Here is a 15,291-nt window from a genome sequence, read left to right as displayed (position 1 = left end):
ACTCTGCTCAAGTGGTTACAAATAAGCAAAATAACCCATACCGCACCGCCACGTGAACACCTGCCACCCGGTCACCGCTGCGCCGCTCGCCCGGTCCCCGCCCGCTCCGCACCGCCGGGGACCGGGTTGTCCTTGTACCAGCGGGCGAGGAAGTCGAGGAACACGGTGACCTTGCGCGGGGCGGGCTGCCCGGGGCCGTAGACGGCGTAGAGGGGCCGGTCGGGGACCGTGCGGCCGGGAAGCAGTGCCCGCAGCCTGCCGGAGAGCAGGTCGTCGTGGACCGACCGCTCCGGAAGCAGGGCGACGCCCCGGCCGTGCACGGCGGCCTTCTGCAGGGCGAGGTAGGAGTTGGACGCGTAGGCGACGTTGCGGATCTTGTGCAGGGTCGAGGCGGACCCGTACCCGAAGCGCCAGACGGGCTCGTTGACGTGCACGAGGCAGTCGTGGGCCGGCAGGTCGTCCGGGTGGGTGAGCGCCCCGTGCCTGCCGATGTACTCATGCGACGCGCAGAGCACGAAGGGCAACGACGTGATCTTCCTGAGGTGGACGCTGGAGTCCCGCAGGTCCCGGGTGTGCAGGGCGATGTCGAAGCCGCTGTCCAGGAATTCGTAGGTACGGTCGGACAGGCCGCCCAGCTCGAACCGCACCGAGATCCTGGGATGGGCGACGGAGAAGGCGGCGATCGCGTCGCCGAGGTCGAGGCAGCCGATCCACTTCGGCGAGACGATGCCGAGGCTCCCCTCGGCGCGGTCGTGGACGCACGCGATGCTGGCGTCCTCGGCCTCGATCTCCTTGAGGATGCGGGTGGCGAACTCGGCGTACCGCACGCCGGCTTCGGTGAGGCTGACCGAGCGGGCCGTCCGGTTGACGAGCCGGACGCCGACCTGCCGCTCCAGCTCCGCCACATGGCGGGAGACCAGCGATCCCGAGGAGCTGAGGGACCTGGCCGCCTGACTGAAGCTGCCCACCTGCGCGACGGTCACGAAACTCTTCATCAGGAGCATGCGGTCCACGGCGTCACCCCGCCGACACGTCGGTGCGCCGGCGGTCCGGCTTGAAGGGCAGTGCCGCCACCGTCGCCCTGATCTCGCGCTGCGCGGTCCCGGGCCTGCCCCACACCACGACGACCTCGGTCCCGGGGGTCGCGCGGCTCTCGTCGATCACACAGAGCGAGATGGTCGACCGGAGGTTCACGCTGACGGTCCGCCCCGTCGAGACGCCCACCGGGCGTCCGTCCGCGAGCACCTGGTCGAAGACGGGGCCGCGCCCGCGCGGAAGCTCCATGGGGTCGGGCAGGTCGCCCTCCCCCAGAGCGGCGGTGAGGACGCCGACGACGTCCGCCGTGTTCCAGCGCAGCCCCACCAGCGTCCGCCGGGGTCCGTAGGCTGCCGCGTCCGCCGCCAGGGCGTCCCGCCCGAGGAAGTCCCGGCCGGGCAGCCCCTTGCGGAACCCCCAGCCGAGCTCGGCCGGCTTGCGGAAGTAGTCCGTGATGCCGTTGGCCGGTACGTAGCTGCCGCCGGGCCTGCCGGTCCTGAACTGGGTGGGCGCACCCGGGGTGAGGATCGAGGCGGGGAGGTAGTCGAGGCCGTTCGTCGCGATACCGGCCTCGATGTGCTGCACCGGCTGGGACCGCAGGCCGAGCTGGCTGATCCCGAGCGGGCGGCCGGCCTCGACGGTCGCCGACCAGATCTCGCCGGCCTGTTCGGCGGGACCGTGGATCTCGTAGCCGAGCTCGCCCGAGATCCCCGTGCGCAGGATTCGCACCGGCACTCCGGCAAGCCGCGACGCGCGGCTCCGGCTGAAGCCGATGTCCCGGAGGCTCTCGCCGGTCAGCTCCTCCAGCACCGCCAGCGACACCGGCCCCTGGACGCCGAAGATGAACCGCTCGGGGCTGACGTCCAGGGCCTCGGCGTCCCAGTCGCCCCGGCCGAGCTGCCAGATCAGCCAGTCCCCGCTGCCGGCCGTGTACAGGAACTCCTCCTCGGCCAGGCGGCACAGGACGCCTTCGGAGGCCACCCGGCCGTGTTCGTCGAGCTGGACATGGTGCTTGATCTGCCCGTACTCGAAGCGGGTCAGGTCGCGCATGCCCAGCCAGGAGAGGAAGTCCCGGGCTCCCCGTCCCCTGACGAGCACCTTGTGCAGGCTGGACCAGTCCCCGAGGTAGCAGGCGCTCACGTGCGCGGCGCTCTCCTCGGTCCAGTCCGTGTACTCCAGGGGCAGGAGGGTCTGCGCGAACTCGCCGAAGCCGCCCCGGGTGTTGCCCGCGTCCTGGGCCGCCGCGGCGGGACTGAAATAGGCAGGCCGCTCGGCGATGAAGGGGGCGCCCTTCGACCGCCGGACCGCGTCGTACGTGGTGCGCTGGATGTCGGCTGTACCCATGACACTCTCCTGCTCGCGGGCGCTGGTGACTCTCGCCGCCCGGGCCCGGCCGTACCGGCCGCGGCGCGGGTCGCGCGCGTGACCTCTTCGTTCGTCCATGACGAAGAAGCCACCGGATGCGTTACTAGAACGATTAAGCGCGACGGTAGCAGACGATCCCACCGACGGCGAAGAACCCGTCGGAGGCCAGTTTTTCCGAGCAGTGGTCAGAGCAGCGGGGCGGGCGGTACGGGGTCAGGCCGACTCGCGCACCACGATCCGGCCCGGCACCGGGGAAAGCCCTGCGGTGTCGAGGCCGAGGGCCGCTCGCGCCGCGATCCGCCCGAGGACCTCGGCATCGATGCGGACGGTCGTGAGCGCGGGAGTGGACAGGGAGCCGTACTCCGTCTCGTCGAAGCCGATCACGGCCACGTCGTCGGGCACCCGCCGTCCGAGGTCGCGCAGGGCCGTGAGGCCGCGCAGCGCGATGTCGTCGTCGAACGCGGCGAGAGCGGTCACCTCCGGGTGCGCCGCGAGCGCCGCCGCCACTGCGGCCTCGCCGGCCTCCCGCGGCTGCGGTACGACGAGACGCTCCAGGGGCGGAAGCCCCAGCCGCCGGGCCGCCTCCCGGGCGAATCCGAGGCGTGCCCCGGTCAGCGGGAAGTCGTGGTCGGGCATGGCCATGGCGATGTGGCGGTGTCCGCGTTCGGCGAGGTAGCCGATCTGCAGGCCGGCGTTGAAGGCGAATCCGCGCTCCCAGTCCTCGTCGGCGGGCCGGTCGCCCCGCATGTACGCCTCACCGAGCCGGAGGACCGCCCGCGGGGCGATGGTGTCGAGGATCTTCTTCAGGTTCTCCGGCGCCGCACGCCCGTGCCGGACGAGAAGCACGTGGTCGTGTGCGGCCAGTTCCTCGTCGAGGCCCAGGATGTAGCTCCGGGAGAAGTTGCCCTCCAGGCCGTGGTCGACGCTGAGCACGACGATGCGCGAGGCCCCCTCACGCAGTGCCCGGGCGATCCCGTGCGGGACGTACCCGAGGTCGCGGGCGGCTGCCAGGACGCGTTCGCGGGTGGCGGCGGAGATGGTCTGCCGTGGGTCGTCGTTGAGCACGAAGCTCACGGTCGCCCGCGACACCCCGGACGCCACGGCCACATCGGTCAACGTCACCCGGCCAGAACGGGCCATGTCGGACGGACTCCCTCTCCCGCGAGCGCATCGGCTGCCCACCGTGCATCGGCTGTCCGTCAACCTTACGGGACTGGATCGTTTCAGCCGCGGGCGCTGCGCCCTGCCGGGCGGTCCCGTCAGCCCTGCGAGGGGAGGAAGGAGGACGCCGGCCCCTCCCCTCGTGTCGCGGACGGGTGCCCGCAACGGGCCCGGGCGGGCAACTCGCCACGTCTGAAGTAGTCCTCGGTGTCGTGCAGATAGATGTACTCCCGGTGGGCGACGACTCCGGCGACCGGCTCGCCGAGGAGGCGGGCGACGACGTAGGCGGCGGCCATCCCGGTGACGTCCCTGACCGTTCCCATCGGCAGCAGCGAGCGGGTCTCGGCGATGGCCTCGTGTTCACCGGCCCTGATGAGGACACGGACGTGGGGAGCCACCCCGTGGGCGGCGATGGCGACGGCGATGTTGTCGAGGTCGTCGGAACCGACCGCGGCGAGTGCGCGGGCATGCCGCAGGCGCAGCCGGTCCAGTACATGGCGGTCACCGCCGTTCCCGGTCATGACGGGAACCCCCAGGCTGCGCGCCAGCCGCGCGGCGGAGGCTTGTGGGTCCCGCTCGACCCCGACGACGGGGACGCCCAGGCGCCGCAGCTCGACGCAGAGGCGCATGCCCACCTGGCCCATGCCGACCACGATGACGTGTCCGGTGCGCGGCAGGGTGCGCGGCCCGATGAGCCCGATCAGCCGGGGACCGAGCATCCGCTCGACGACTCCGGCCGTGAACAGCGCGGTGAAGGCGATGGTGGCGAGCATGGCGAGGGCCGAGAGCACCTGGTACTCCCGGGCCTGCGAAGGCGCCACGGCGGGACCGACACCCGAGACCACCCGCGCCGCGTCGAAGAACGCCTCCGCCGCGGGGTGGCCGTGCCCGGCGAGCCATGCCCAGTCGGCGGCCAGGACCGTCAGCATGGCCAGCATCCCGAGGACCAGCAGGCGGGTGCCTGCGTCGTGCGGTCGCAACTGGCTCAGCGCCCTGCTCGCGCGGTTGCGCCATCGCGCCTGCGACCGCTCCTGCCAGTCCTCGACGTACAGGACGCCCTTGTCCTGACGTACCGCCCGGACCTGCCCGTCGTGCCGTCGGATCGCGACGATCTCCGGGTCGAGGGACGGGCCGGCCAGCGCGGGCGCCACCAGGTCCGCCGGCGACGTGATGTCGCACTGCGGCAGCAGGCGGCGCAGTTCGTCGGCCACGGTGCGGTCGAAGACCGTGGCGACCAGGGGGGTCGCGGATGAGAGGTGCGCGATGGCGAGGGCGTAGCGCAGCGCCGCCACGTCGTCGTGCAGGAGGACGGCCACGCCCCGCGGGCGACCGCTCAGCGCGGTGCGGAGGTCCTCGTCTCCGGGCCGGGCGAGATGGTCGACCGTCCGGTGGCCGGCGCGCAGCGTGGCACACACGCGGCTTGCCACATGCGTTTCACCGATCACGATGTAGTGGTCGGCACCGGGGACTGGCGAGTGCGTGGTCACGTTCCGGGCTTCCTGCGTAAGAGGGCTTGAGCGGGCCTCGCCACGCCGGGCCTGAGCCACGTCGGCCGTGAGCCGCGTCGGTGTGCCGACGGGGTGTCCGACGGCGGTGTGCCGACGGGGGTGTCCGACGGCGGTGTCCGCGCGTCGTCGACGTGCCGGGCTGTCGCCGAGGGCGAGGTTGTTCGGTCACTCTTGCGGTGGGGAGATGGTAAGGGTGCTGGACGTGCGACGGACGAAAGCTGAGTTTGCGCGCGGCTGGGCGGGATTCACCTTCCGACGGGCAGGTGGAGCAGGTCCTCGCCCAGGACCATCCGGCCGGTGAAGCCGCCTCGGCGTGCGCTGTCCTTGAGGAGCCTGCGCCAGGTCGTGTCGGGGACCACCGCCGGGTCGCCGGGGCCGAGATGGGTGGCGACCAGCGTGCGCACGTCGGCCTGCGCCGCGATCCGCCCGAGGCCGGCGACGTCCGTGTGGGTGGCCAGGATGTGGTCGATCAGGGCCTGGGGCAGCCCAAGGCCCGCCAGTCCGGCCGGGTAGACCGCCTCATGGACCAGGACGTCCGCGTGCCGGGCGAGTCGGACCACGTTCGTGGTCGGTGCCGTGTCTCCCGAGAAGACGACGCTGCCGTGTTCGGTGTCGAACCGGTAGGCGTACGCCGGGAACACCGCACCGTGCGGGACCAGCACCGCGGTGACCTTGACGTCGTCGTCCTCCATGACGGTGAAGGGGGCCATGTCCGGTGCGGTGTCCGTGGTCGACGCGCCGGTGCCCGCCGGCGGCAGCACGTCGTGGACGCGCAGCAGCGTCATGGGGTCGATGCCCGCGTGCTCGCTCATGAAGAAGGTGGGGGACGCGGCGTACGCCCGCGCCGCCAGCTCCGTCATCTCCACGGTGCCCGGAACCTGGCCGGGGGCGGTGGCCACGGTCGAGTCGACGCCCGCCGGGCCGGGCCCGTGGACGGTGATCGGGGCGGCGAAGCCCACGCCGCCCGCGGCGCCGGCGGCGAGCAGGGGGAAGGCGAAGTAGTCCACGACGTGGTCGGCGTGCAGGTGGGTCAGGAAGATGCCGGTGAGCGACGGCATCGACAGGCCCGCGCGCAGGTACTGGCCGACGGCTCCGCGTCCGCAGTCGACCACGTAGGTCCTGCCGTTGACGACCAGGGCGGAGGAGATGCCGTACCGCGTGCCCAGCGGCGCCGGGCCGGCGTTGGTGCCCAGCAGGGTCAGGGAGAGCGGCGCGCCGGGCCGGGACGCGGATCGTGCCGTGGCCGCGACCGCGGTCCGGGTACCGCTCCACTCCCCTGCGGTCGCCGCCGCGGTGGCGGCGAGTCCGGCGAGCATCGTCCTGCGGGTGGCCGACTGCTGCGGCACAGGGCCTGCTTCGGCTGCGTCACGGCTCTCGGGTGACATGGAATCCGTGGCCTGGCACATACGCGGGACCTTTCCTCGGCTCACCGGAGCAGGCGTGGGCGCGGAGGGCGCGCACGGCTGCGTCGACGCGACGGGAGGGATCCGTGATCTCTCCCGTCGCTGTGCCACGGTGTCCAGGGGCCGTCGGTCTGTCCACAGCACGGTACGAAACGGTCCTTCCGGCAGCGCAACATTAGGTACCGCGTTTGCCGCTTGCGCCTCCGAGCCGGCACGCCGGGGGCGGGCCGGGCCGCACCGTGGGAAGGCGGTCCTGAGCCGTCCCATAACATCCAGGACATGGCAAGCGAGCGGAGAATGACCGCGACGGACCGGCGGCGACTGATCGTGCGGGCAGCCGGCGAGCTGTTCATCGTGCGTGGCTACAGCGGTGTCTCCATGGACGATGTACTGGCGGTGGTGGGCGGGTCGAAGGGAACGCTCTACCGGTACTTCTCCGACAAGAGCGCGCTCTTCCGCGCCGCCGTGGAGTCGCTCTGTGACGAGTGGTCGGATCCCCTGCACGCCTTCTCACCGAGCGGCAGGAGCCTTTCCGACACCTTGGTGGCCCTCGGCGAGCACTTCGCCTCGATCGTCCTGACCCCGCAGGCCATCGCCCTGCACCGGCTGGTGACCGCCGAGGCGGGGCGCATCCCGGGGATCGGGGACGCGTTCTTCGAGCACGGGCCCGCCGCGGGGTACGGGGTGCTCGGGCGCAGCCTGCGGCAGGCGTGCGACGACGGTCTGATCGAGGTCGAGGATCCGCTCCGCGCGGCGGCGCAGCTGTACCAGGCCATGCTGGGCGACGCCCAGATGCGGCTGCTCACCGATGCTCCGTACAAGCTGACGGAGGCGGAGGTGCGCGCGTCCGTCGTCGCGGCGGTGCGGGTCTTCCTCCGCGGGGTGTCCGTCCCAGGGGCCGACGTCCGGGGCTGATGTCCTGGGCCGACGCCAGGGGCTGGTGTCGTCCGGCGGCCTGCCTCTTGTCCTCGGTTCGTACCGTACCGTACCGTACGGTCGCTGCCATCGTCGGCAGACGTCGGCGCGCGCTTCGGGCACCGCACGGAGGGATGACCCATGGGTACGACGACCATCAGGGCCGAGCATGTGGGAAGCCTGCTGCGTCCTGCCGAACTCGTGGCGGCCCGGGCCGGGTTCCGGCGGGGCGCGATGACGGCGGAACGCCTCCGTGAGCTGGAGGACGCTGCCGCGACCGCCGCGCTCAGGCTTCAGGAGGACGCCGGGATGCAGGTGTTCACCGACGGCGAGGTGCGGCGCGACGACTCCATGGCCTCGGTGGTGGAGATCGGCGCCCCGTTCTACCGGCGGACGCCGTTGTCGCTGGCCGAGGCGCGGTGGCTGGCCGGGAACGCCCGCGGACCGTACAAGATCACCATGGCGAGTCCCACCGTGGCGGCGGGCTTCTGGCGGCCGGGAGTGTCCAGCGCCGTCTACCCGCCCCCCGAGGACGCGGTCGCCGCGCCGGCCGGGATCTACCGGCAGGACATCGCCGACCTGCTCGGCGCCGGGGTCACCTGGCTCCAGCTCGACTCCCCGGCCTACTGGGCCACCGTCGGCCCCGAGGCCGCCCGGATGCGCCGGGTGCAGGATCTGGACGGCCGTCTCGGCCATGTCATCGACACCGACAACTCCCTGATCCGCGCGGCGCGTTCGCACCGGCCCGGGGTGACGGTCGCCATGCACTTCTGCCGCGGGAACGTGCGCAGTGCCGGGTCCGCCCTGGGCGGCTACGAGCACATCGCGGAACGCGTCTTCGGCGAGGTCGAGGTCGATCGTTTCCTGCTGGGGTACGACACCGAGCGCTCCGGTGGTTTCGAGTCGCTGCGGTTCGTTCCGCCCACCAAGACCGTGGTGTTGGGTCTGGTGTCGTCCAAGGTGGCGGAGCTGGAGTCGGTCGACGCGCTGCGCCGCCGTATCGACGAGGCGTCCCAGTACATTCCCCTGGAGCAGCTCGCTCTCAGCCCGGGGTGCGGGTTCGCCTCGGCGGGTCAGGGGAACCCGCTGACCGTCGAAGACCAGCGACGGAAACTGGAGTTGGTGGCCGAGACGGCTCGCCTGGTGTGGGGCTGACGGGCGTTCGAGGACCGTCGTGCGGCCCCGGTGACAGGGGGTCGGCCGGTGTCCGTGCCGGCTCGACGTGGGATGCGAGGGCCAGGAGCCTGGACGCCTTGAGTTCGGTCTCCTCCCACTCCCGGTCGGGATCCGACCCCCAGGTGATGCCCGCCCCGGTCCCGAAGAGGAGCCGGCCGTGTGCCCGGTCGATCCAGAACGTGCGGATGCCCACGGCGAGTTCGCCGGTGCCGCGGTCGGCGTCGACCCACCCGAGGCCACCGCAGTACGGGCCGCGCGGCGCTGTCTCCAGCGCCTCGATGATCCGCAGGGCGCTCGCCTTCGGCGCGCCGGTGACCGAGCCCGGCGGGAACGAGGCCGCCAGCAGGTCCGCCCAGCCGGCGCCGTCCCGCAGCTCGCCCCGGACGGTGGAGACCAGGTGCACGAGGCCCGGGTGCTTCTCTACGGCGCACAGTCCGGGGACGGTGACGCTGCCGGTCGCGCAGACCCGGCCGAGGTCGTTGCGGACCAGGTCGACGATCATCACGTTCTCGGCGTGGTCCTTCTCCAGGAGGTCCGCCTCGGTGCGTCCGGTGCCCTTGATGGGACCGGACTCGATCACCCTCCCCGTCCGCCGGAGGAACAGCTCGGGGGAGGCCGACGCCACCTCGATGCCGTGCTCCGGCAGCCTGATCATCCCGGCGTACGGCGCCCGGTGGCGCGAGGCCAGCAGGTCGGCCAGGGCTTCGATGTCCGCGCCGGAGGCCACAGGGGCGGACAGGACACGGCACAGATTGGCCTGGTACACCTCGCCGGCCGCGATGTGCTCACGGATGCGCCGAACCCCGGCGGTGTACGCGGCCCGGTCCAGGGACGTCGACCACTCGGCCCGTCCTGGCCCGTTCCACCGGGTGGCCGGGGCCGCGCGTCGCGGCAGCGGCCGTATGTCTCGGATGTCTCGGAAGCGGGCACAGGTCAGCCGGCCTTCAAAGCCGGCCACGACGGCCCACCTGCCCTGCGAGTCGAGTGCCGCCGGGTCGGAGGTGACGTCGAGGAGTCCGGTCATGACACGGCCACCGAACCGGGCCACGGGTGGGAGATCCTTCATGTCCGGCGCCTTCCTGTGCGCATGAGGGGGGACGGCTCGGTGGTCCCGCATGGTGCCCGGCGACGCGCGGGCGTGCGCCGACTACGCGGGAACGGCGTCAAGTCCGGCGCTCCATTCGGCGGCCTGGAGTGTGTTGACCAGGAGCATGGCTATGGTCATCGGGCCCACTCCCCCGGGAACCGGGGTGATGCGGCCGGCGATGCCGTCGAGTTCGGCGGCGCGCACATCGCCGGTCAGGCCGCCCGGCGTGCGGTGGATGCCGACGTCGACGACGGTCGCGCCGGGCTTGACGTGCTCCTGGCCGATCAGGCCGCGTACGCCGGTGGCGACCACGACGACGTCGGCCGGGCGGGTCACGGCGGCGAGGTCCGCGGTGAACTCGTGGGCGACGGTCACCGTCGCCCCGCGGCGCAGCAGCAACTGGCTGAGGGGACGGCCGACGAGTTCGCCCCAGCCGACCACGGCGACGCGGGCGCCCTTGAGTTCGACGCCCTCGGTGTCGAGGAGTTCGATGACACCGCTGGGCGTGCACGGGCGCAACCCGCGTTCTCCGCGGGCCAGTCGGCCGGCGCTGGCCGTGGTCAGGCCGTCGACGTCCTTGGTGACGGGGATGCGGTCGATCAGCGGCGGGGCGTCGAGCTGTGCGGGCAGGGGCAGTTGGAGGAGGATGCCGGAGACGTCCGGGTCGGCGGCCAGGTCGTCGAGGACCGCCGCGACCTCGTCCTGTGCGGCCTGGTGCGGTAGATGGCGGTGGATGTCGCGCATGCCGGCTTCGCGGATGGCGCGGCGTTTGGCGGCGACGTAGACGGCGCTGGCGGCGTCGTCGCCGACCAGGACGGTGGCGAGTCCGGGTACCGGTCCGGTGGCCGCGGTCGCGGCCACCCGCTCGGCGACCCGGGTCCGTATGGCGCGGGCGATCTCCGCGCCGTCGATGGTGTGTGTCATGGTGGCGAACCGCTTTCTGTCAGCGAACGATTCGCCCGGCGGAGAGGACTGCGTGCGGGGACCGCGGCCTGGTGCGGCCACGGTGTACGGCGCCGGAGGTCGGGGCGGCGGCGAGCACCGCGGCGGATCGTGCGGAAGTCCGCCGCGTCTGCCGCGTCCGCCGCCCCGACGGCCTGTTCCGGCGCACGACAAGACCACCTGTCCCTGTTCCGGGCGGGTTTCCCTGTCGGGGGGTACGAGTGAAACGGTGATTCAGGCGAAGACGATGGTGTGGTTGCCGTCGCGGATCACCCGGTCCTCGGCGTGCCACAGCACGGCGCGGGAGAGCACCGCACGTTCCACGTCGGCGCCGCGGCGGGTGAGGTCGGTGGCGGTGTGGGCGTGGGTGACGCGGACGACGTCCTGCTCGATGATCGGGCCCTCGTCGAGGTCCTCGGTGACGTAGTGCGCGGTGGCCCCGACCAGCTTCACGCCCCGCTGCTTGGCCTTGGCGTACGGCCCGGCGCCGATGAAGGCCGGCAGGAAGGAGTGGTGGATGTTGATGATCGGCACTGCGGCCTTCGCGATGAAGTCGCCGGACAGGATCTGCATGTAGCGGGCCAGGACGACGAAGTCGACGTTGTCCTTGAGGAGCCGCAGATGCTCGGCCTCGGCCGCCGACTTGTCGGCCCCCTGGCACGGGACGTGGAAGAAGGGGATCCCGAACGACCGTACCTCCTCGGCCAGATCGGGGTGGTTGGAGATCACCATGGGGATGCTGACCGGGAGTTGGCCCTGCCGGTGACGCCAGAGCAGATCGAGCAGGCAGTGGTCGGACTTGGAGGCGAAGATCGCGACGCGCTTGGGCGCCGACATGTCGCGCAGGGTGTAGCTCAGCCCGAACTCCTTCGCGAGGTGCTCGTCCAGGTCGGTGCGCAGCGCGGGCAGGACGGCCTGGAGGCCGGGGAGGGTGAAGACGGTGCGCTGGAAGAAGGCGCCGCCCTGCGGGTTGTCGGAGTACTGGTCGAGGGAGACGATGTTCGCGGCGTGCTTGCTGAGGACCGAGGTCACCGCCGCGACGATGCCGGTGGCGTCGGCACCCTGGACGATCAGCGACGCCTGGTGGTCCGCCTCCTTGCCCTTGTCGGCGTTGCCGGTGGGTGCGGCCTGCGTGATCGTCATGCGAGGGCGTCCTTCCTGAACTGGCCGATCCATTCGGAGGTGGCCCTGAGCCCGCCGAACGTATAGAAGTGGATCTTCATCGTGCCGTGCCGGTCCGGGTCGTAGCCGTCCGCGAGGGCGTGCAGGAACCGGTCGGGGCCCGCGGTGCCCATCAGGTTGGTGAGCGACAGGCCGTACTTCTTGGCGATGGAGGCGCTGGTCCCGACGCCGAACCGGGCCGCGTAGCCCATGAGTCGGCGTACCCCGGCCGGGCCGGGGACGCCGATGCGGATCGGCAGGTCCATGCCCTCGTCGCGGACGCGCTCGACCCAGGTGAGGACCGGATCGACGTCGAATCCGAACTGGGTGATGATGCTGCCGTCCAGTCCCTGGGCGGCTATGGCCGCGCTCTTGTCGCGGAGCGCCGACCACAGCTTCTCCCCGCTGATGGCGGGGTGGCCCTCCGGGTAGCCGCTGATACCGACGTGCCGTACGCCGTGTTCCCGGAGCAGGCCGGACTCGATCAGGGCGAGGGAGTCCTCGTAGGGGCCCTCGGGGCGGGCGGGGTCCCCGCCGATGGCGAAGACGTCGGTCTCGGTCCCGTCGGCCCGGAGTCCGGCCAGGAACTGCTCGAAATCGGCGCGCGAGCCGAGGCGGCGGGCCGAGAAGTGCGGGACCGGCACGAAGCCGAGCCTCTTGACCGCGCGAGCGGCGTCGAGGCGCATCGGCAGGTTCTCGTTGCCGAGGAAGGTGACGTTGATCCGCGTGCCCTGTGGGATGAGGTGGCTGGCCTCCTCCAGTTTGGGCACGTCCTTGCCGGTCATTTCCAGGGAGAAGTCTTCCAGCAGCGATGTCCTGACCGCCGCGGAAGCCGTACTGAGCTGGCTCATCGTGCTCCTAGTGGTGAGGGACGCGGTCCGGCCGGCAGCCGTGCGCCGAGGCGCCGGCCGGACCGCGGGGGTACTGCTCCGCGTCAGGCGTTGCGGCGGTACTCGGTGCGGGCGTGGCGGTCGTACGGGCTGGGCTGGACGGTGGCGCGGATGCGCGGGAACCCGAGGTCGGCCTCGGGGTCCGTACCGGTTCCGGGGTGCTCGCCCCAGACCACCGCGACCTCGGTGCCGGGCTCGGCGTGCGCGGCGTCGATCAGCGTCTGCGACAGGAGCGTGCCGACCGGGTCGATGGACGCCGTCTGCATGGTGACGCCGGCCAGACCCGCGGCGGTCTCCACCCGGTGGCGGGCGTAGCTGAGCACGAAGCCCGGGTCCGCTCCCCCGCCCAGGACGCGGCGCACGTCGTCCGGGTCGAAGACCAGCGTCACCTTCCTGCGCAGGCCCGTGCTCTCCTTGGCCGCGAGCAGGGCGTCGCGGCCCAGGAAGTCGTGGCCGAAGTGGATCAGCTTGCCGTAGCCCAGCTCGTACGGGGAGACGTAGTAGTCCTCGATGTCCTCCGAGAAGTAGCTGCCGTTCAGGGGACGCTTGCCCTCGATGCCGAACAGCGGGAGCCACGTGCGGTATTCCGCCAGCTCCGGGTCGGAGTAGATGCCGGGGACGGGCGAGGGGATCCAGCCGCTCTCCACGCTCGGCGTGGCGTACGCCAGGGCGCCGACCTGGATCAGGCCGAGGGGCTCGCCTGCCGTGAGGAACGCGTCGTGCACGTGTGCGGCGTGCTCCCAGGGGCCGATGAACTCGTAGCCGGCCTGGCCCGCCATGCCGTGGCGCAGCGCCTTGAAGGCACGGCCGTCCAGGGTGACCGGGGTGGCGTGGAAGAACTTCGTCTCGGGGATCGGGGCGCCGAAGACCTTCTCGATGAGTTCGAGCGCTCCGGGTCCCTGGATCTGGTAGCGGAACAGCTTCGGATCGCCGCCGCCGGGCCGGAAGGCGCTGGAGGCGTCCGTCTCGAAGGCGACGTCGTAGCCGCCCTGCTCGGCGTGGTACTGCACCCAGTGCTGGGCGGCCGGGATGCCGCTGAGCAGGTAGGCGTTCTCGGCCTCCCGGGCGAGGATGCCGTCGGTGACGATGTGCCCGTGGCGGGTCACCGGCACGTACTGCTTCGCCTGCCCGATGGCGAATTTCTCGAAGTTGTTGGCGCCGTGGTCGGCGAGCAGCCGGGTGGCGTCGGGGCCCTCGATCCGCAGGTCGTACATGTGGTGCGACAGGTTCAGCAGCGCGACGCCCTCGTGCCAGGCCGTCTGCTCCTGCCGCCAGCCGTGGTACTCGCGGGCGACGACCTCCGGGGTCCACGGCTCGGCGCCGGGCTTCCACAGCAGGTCGATGGGCGAGCCGGCCTTGTCGATGCCGTCCTGGAGGCTGGGGATTGCCATGCGGCTCCTTCTTTCATGGAGATCCATCAGGTGGTTGAAACGAGTGCTAAATCGATCTAGCTATCGGCCGAGGGCGGCTCGCTCGGCTGGGCGAACGCGGGAAGCGGAAACGTGGAAACGCGGGGAGTCGAACGGGGAACTAAATCGATCTAGCGCAAGCTAGCAGAGGGCGCATTCCCCGGCGAGACCCATGCGGGACCTTCTTCGCCCGGCGTCCGGCGGGCCGCTCCGGGCGAGAGCGTCCGGCCGCCGTCGGCCCAGGCCGCGGCCATGCAGACCGCGTGGAGACTGGAGCGGACGTCGTGCACGCGCACACAGGCAGCCCCGACGGCCGCCGCGAGCGCGGAGACGGCGGCGGTCGCGGCGTCCCTGGCGCGGGGCACGGACTCGCCGCCTCCGTACCCGGTCAGCGCCGCGCCGATGGAGCGCTTCCTGGAGGGGCCGACGAGCACCGGGAAACCGGCGGCCCGCACGGTGCGCAGCTCGGCGAGGAGGCGCCAGTCGTGGCCGGCGTGCTTGGCGAAGCCCAGGCCGGGGTCGAGGATGATGCGCCCCGGATCCACCCCCGCCGCGACCAGCACGTCGACACGCCGAAGGAGCTCCGAGACGACCTCGCCCACGACGTCCCGGTAGATCGCGTGACGATCCATCTCGCGACTCGGCGCCCGCCAGTGCATCACGACGTAGGGGACGCCCAGTTCAGCGACGGTGGCCGCCATCGCGGGGTCCGCGAGACCGCCGCTGACGTCGTTGACCAGGCACGCCCCCGCCTCGACGGCGGCGTACGCCACCTCGGCGTGCATGGTGTCGACGCTGACGGACACTCCGGCGCGCGCCAGTTCCCGCACCACCGGCACGACCCGGGACAGTTCCTCCGTCACCGGGATCGGCTCGGCCCCGGGACGGGTCGACTCCCCGCCCACGTCGACGAGGTCGGCGCCGTCGCGGGCCATGCGCAGACCATGGCGAACGGCACGCCGGGTGCCGACATGACGACCGCCGTCGGAGAACGAGTCCGGCGTCACGTTCAGTATCCCCATCACGAGGCACCTGCCGGGACGCGGAAGCCCGTCAGGGAGCTCGGATGCCGGTCGGCGCGCGGCAGGGGATTCCATCTCGATCACGGCTCGGGAACCTCCTCGGCCCGCGGATCGGGGCCTGCGGGCTGGCACTGCTCGATCGATATGGCGGACAGGTTACATGAGTTCACTAAATCGATCTAGTCCTTTTCTTTCGGCTTCTGCCGAGCTGCCGGAA

General features: G+C 71.8%; 13 protein-coding genes. 2 read left to right on the top strand and 11 right to left on the bottom strand.

The features are described 5' to 3' along the window. Nucleotides 1-71: 71 nt before the first annotated feature. From AB0D74_RS19970 to AB0D74_RS19950, 5 genes are all read right to left on the bottom strand, one after another. A complete protein-coding gene (locus tag AB0D74_RS19970) occupies nucleotides 72-1,013 on the bottom strand; it encodes a LysR family transcriptional regulator (RefSeq protein ID WP_362588195.1) in 942 nt (313 codons plus the stop codon). Nucleotides 1,014-1,017: 4 nt separating this feature from the next. Next, nucleotides 1,018-2,379, bottom strand: a complete 1,362-nt coding sequence (locus AB0D74_RS19965; protein ID WP_362588192.1) for an aminomethyl transferase family protein — start codon at nucleotides 2,377-2,379, stop codon at nucleotides 1,018-1,020. A gap of 234 nt (nucleotides 2,380-2,613) precedes the next feature. Further along, nucleotides 2,614-3,540, bottom strand: coding sequence for a LacI family DNA-binding transcriptional regulator (locus tag AB0D74_RS19960; protein ID WP_362588189.1), 927 nt, complete (start codon nucleotides 3,538-3,540; stop codon nucleotides 2,614-2,616). A 119-nt stretch (nucleotides 3,541-3,659) separates the two neighbouring features. Continuing rightward, nucleotides 3,660-5,048, bottom strand: a complete 1,389-nt coding sequence (locus AB0D74_RS19955; protein ID WP_362588186.1) for an NAD(P)-binding protein — start codon at nucleotides 5,046-5,048, stop codon at nucleotides 3,660-3,662. Nucleotides 5,049-5,314: 266 nt separating this feature from the next. Then, nucleotides 5,315-6,415: an MBL fold metallo-hydrolase gene (locus AB0D74_RS19950; protein WP_362588183.1), complete on the bottom strand. Its 1,101-nt coding sequence runs from the start codon at nucleotides 6,413-6,415 to the stop codon at nucleotides 5,315-5,317. A gap of 336 nt (nucleotides 6,416-6,751) precedes the next feature. On the opposite strand from AB0D74_RS19950, the gene AB0D74_RS19945 reads away from it, so the two are divergent. Next, nucleotides 6,752-7,387, top strand: a complete 636-nt coding sequence (locus AB0D74_RS19945; protein ID WP_362588180.1) for a TetR/AcrR family transcriptional regulator — start codon at nucleotides 6,752-6,754, stop codon at nucleotides 7,385-7,387. Nucleotides 7,388-7,528: 141 nt separating this feature from the next. Then, the gene (locus AB0D74_RS19940) at nucleotides 7,529-8,542 is read left to right on the top strand and encodes a cobalamin-independent methionine synthase II family protein (RefSeq protein WP_362588177.1); all 1,014 of its coding nucleotides are present in this window, start codon (nucleotides 7,529-7,531) and stop codon (nucleotides 8,540-8,542) included. On the opposite strand, the gene AB0D74_RS19935 is transcribed toward AB0D74_RS19940, so the two are convergent. The 6 genes from AB0D74_RS19935 to folP all read right to left on the bottom strand — a co-directional run bounded on the left by AB0D74_RS19935 (nucleotide 8,430) and on the right by folP (nucleotide 15,074). After that, complete coding sequence (locus AB0D74_RS19935; protein ID WP_362588174.1) at nucleotides 8,430-9,629, bottom strand: chorismate-binding protein; 1,200 nt, start codon at nucleotides 9,627-9,629, stop codon at nucleotides 8,430-8,432. The genes AB0D74_RS19940 and AB0D74_RS19935 overlap by 113 nt on opposite strands. A gap of 81 nt (nucleotides 9,630-9,710) precedes the next feature. Then, nucleotides 9,711-10,574 carry a bifunctional 5,10-methylenetetrahydrofolate dehydrogenase/5,10-methenyltetrahydrofolate cyclohydrolase gene (locus AB0D74_RS19930; RefSeq protein ID WP_362588171.1) on the bottom strand — a complete coding sequence of 288 codons (864 nt, stop codon included), beginning with the start codon at nucleotides 10,572-10,574 and terminating at the stop codon, nucleotides 9,711-9,713. Between the two features lie 252 nt (nucleotides 10,575-10,826). Then, nucleotides 10,827-11,735 carry a formyltetrahydrofolate deformylase gene (purU, locus tag AB0D74_RS19925; RefSeq protein WP_362588168.1) on the bottom strand — a complete coding sequence of 303 codons (909 nt, stop codon included), beginning with the start codon at nucleotides 11,733-11,735 and terminating at the stop codon, nucleotides 10,827-10,829. After that, complete coding sequence (locus tag AB0D74_RS19920; RefSeq protein WP_362588165.1) at nucleotides 11,732-12,604, bottom strand: methylenetetrahydrofolate reductase; 873 nt, start codon at nucleotides 12,602-12,604, stop codon at nucleotides 11,732-11,734. The genes purU and AB0D74_RS19920 overlap by 4 nt, the downstream gene beginning before the upstream one ends. An 83-nt stretch (nucleotides 12,605-12,687) precedes the next feature. Further along, a complete protein-coding gene (locus tag AB0D74_RS19915) occupies nucleotides 12,688-14,034 on the bottom strand; it encodes an aminomethyl transferase family protein (protein WP_362588162.1) in 1,347 nt (448 codons plus the stop codon). A gap of 149 nt (nucleotides 14,035-14,183) precedes the next feature. Further along, nucleotides 14,184-15,074 carry a dihydropteroate synthase gene (folP, locus tag AB0D74_RS19910; protein WP_362588159.1) on the bottom strand — a complete coding sequence of 297 codons (891 nt, stop codon included), beginning with the start codon at nucleotides 15,072-15,074 and terminating at the stop codon, nucleotides 14,184-14,186. Nucleotides 15,075-15,291 lie beyond the last annotated feature (217 nt).

The sequence above is a fragment of the Streptomyces sp. NPDC048278 genome (assembly GCF_040652195.1).
Taxonomy (GTDB): Bacteria; Actinomycetota; Actinomycetes; order Streptomycetales; family Streptomycetaceae; genus Streptomyces.
Note: the sequence above shows the minus strand (reverse complement) of the source record. Positions and strands in the feature narration are given on the sequence as shown.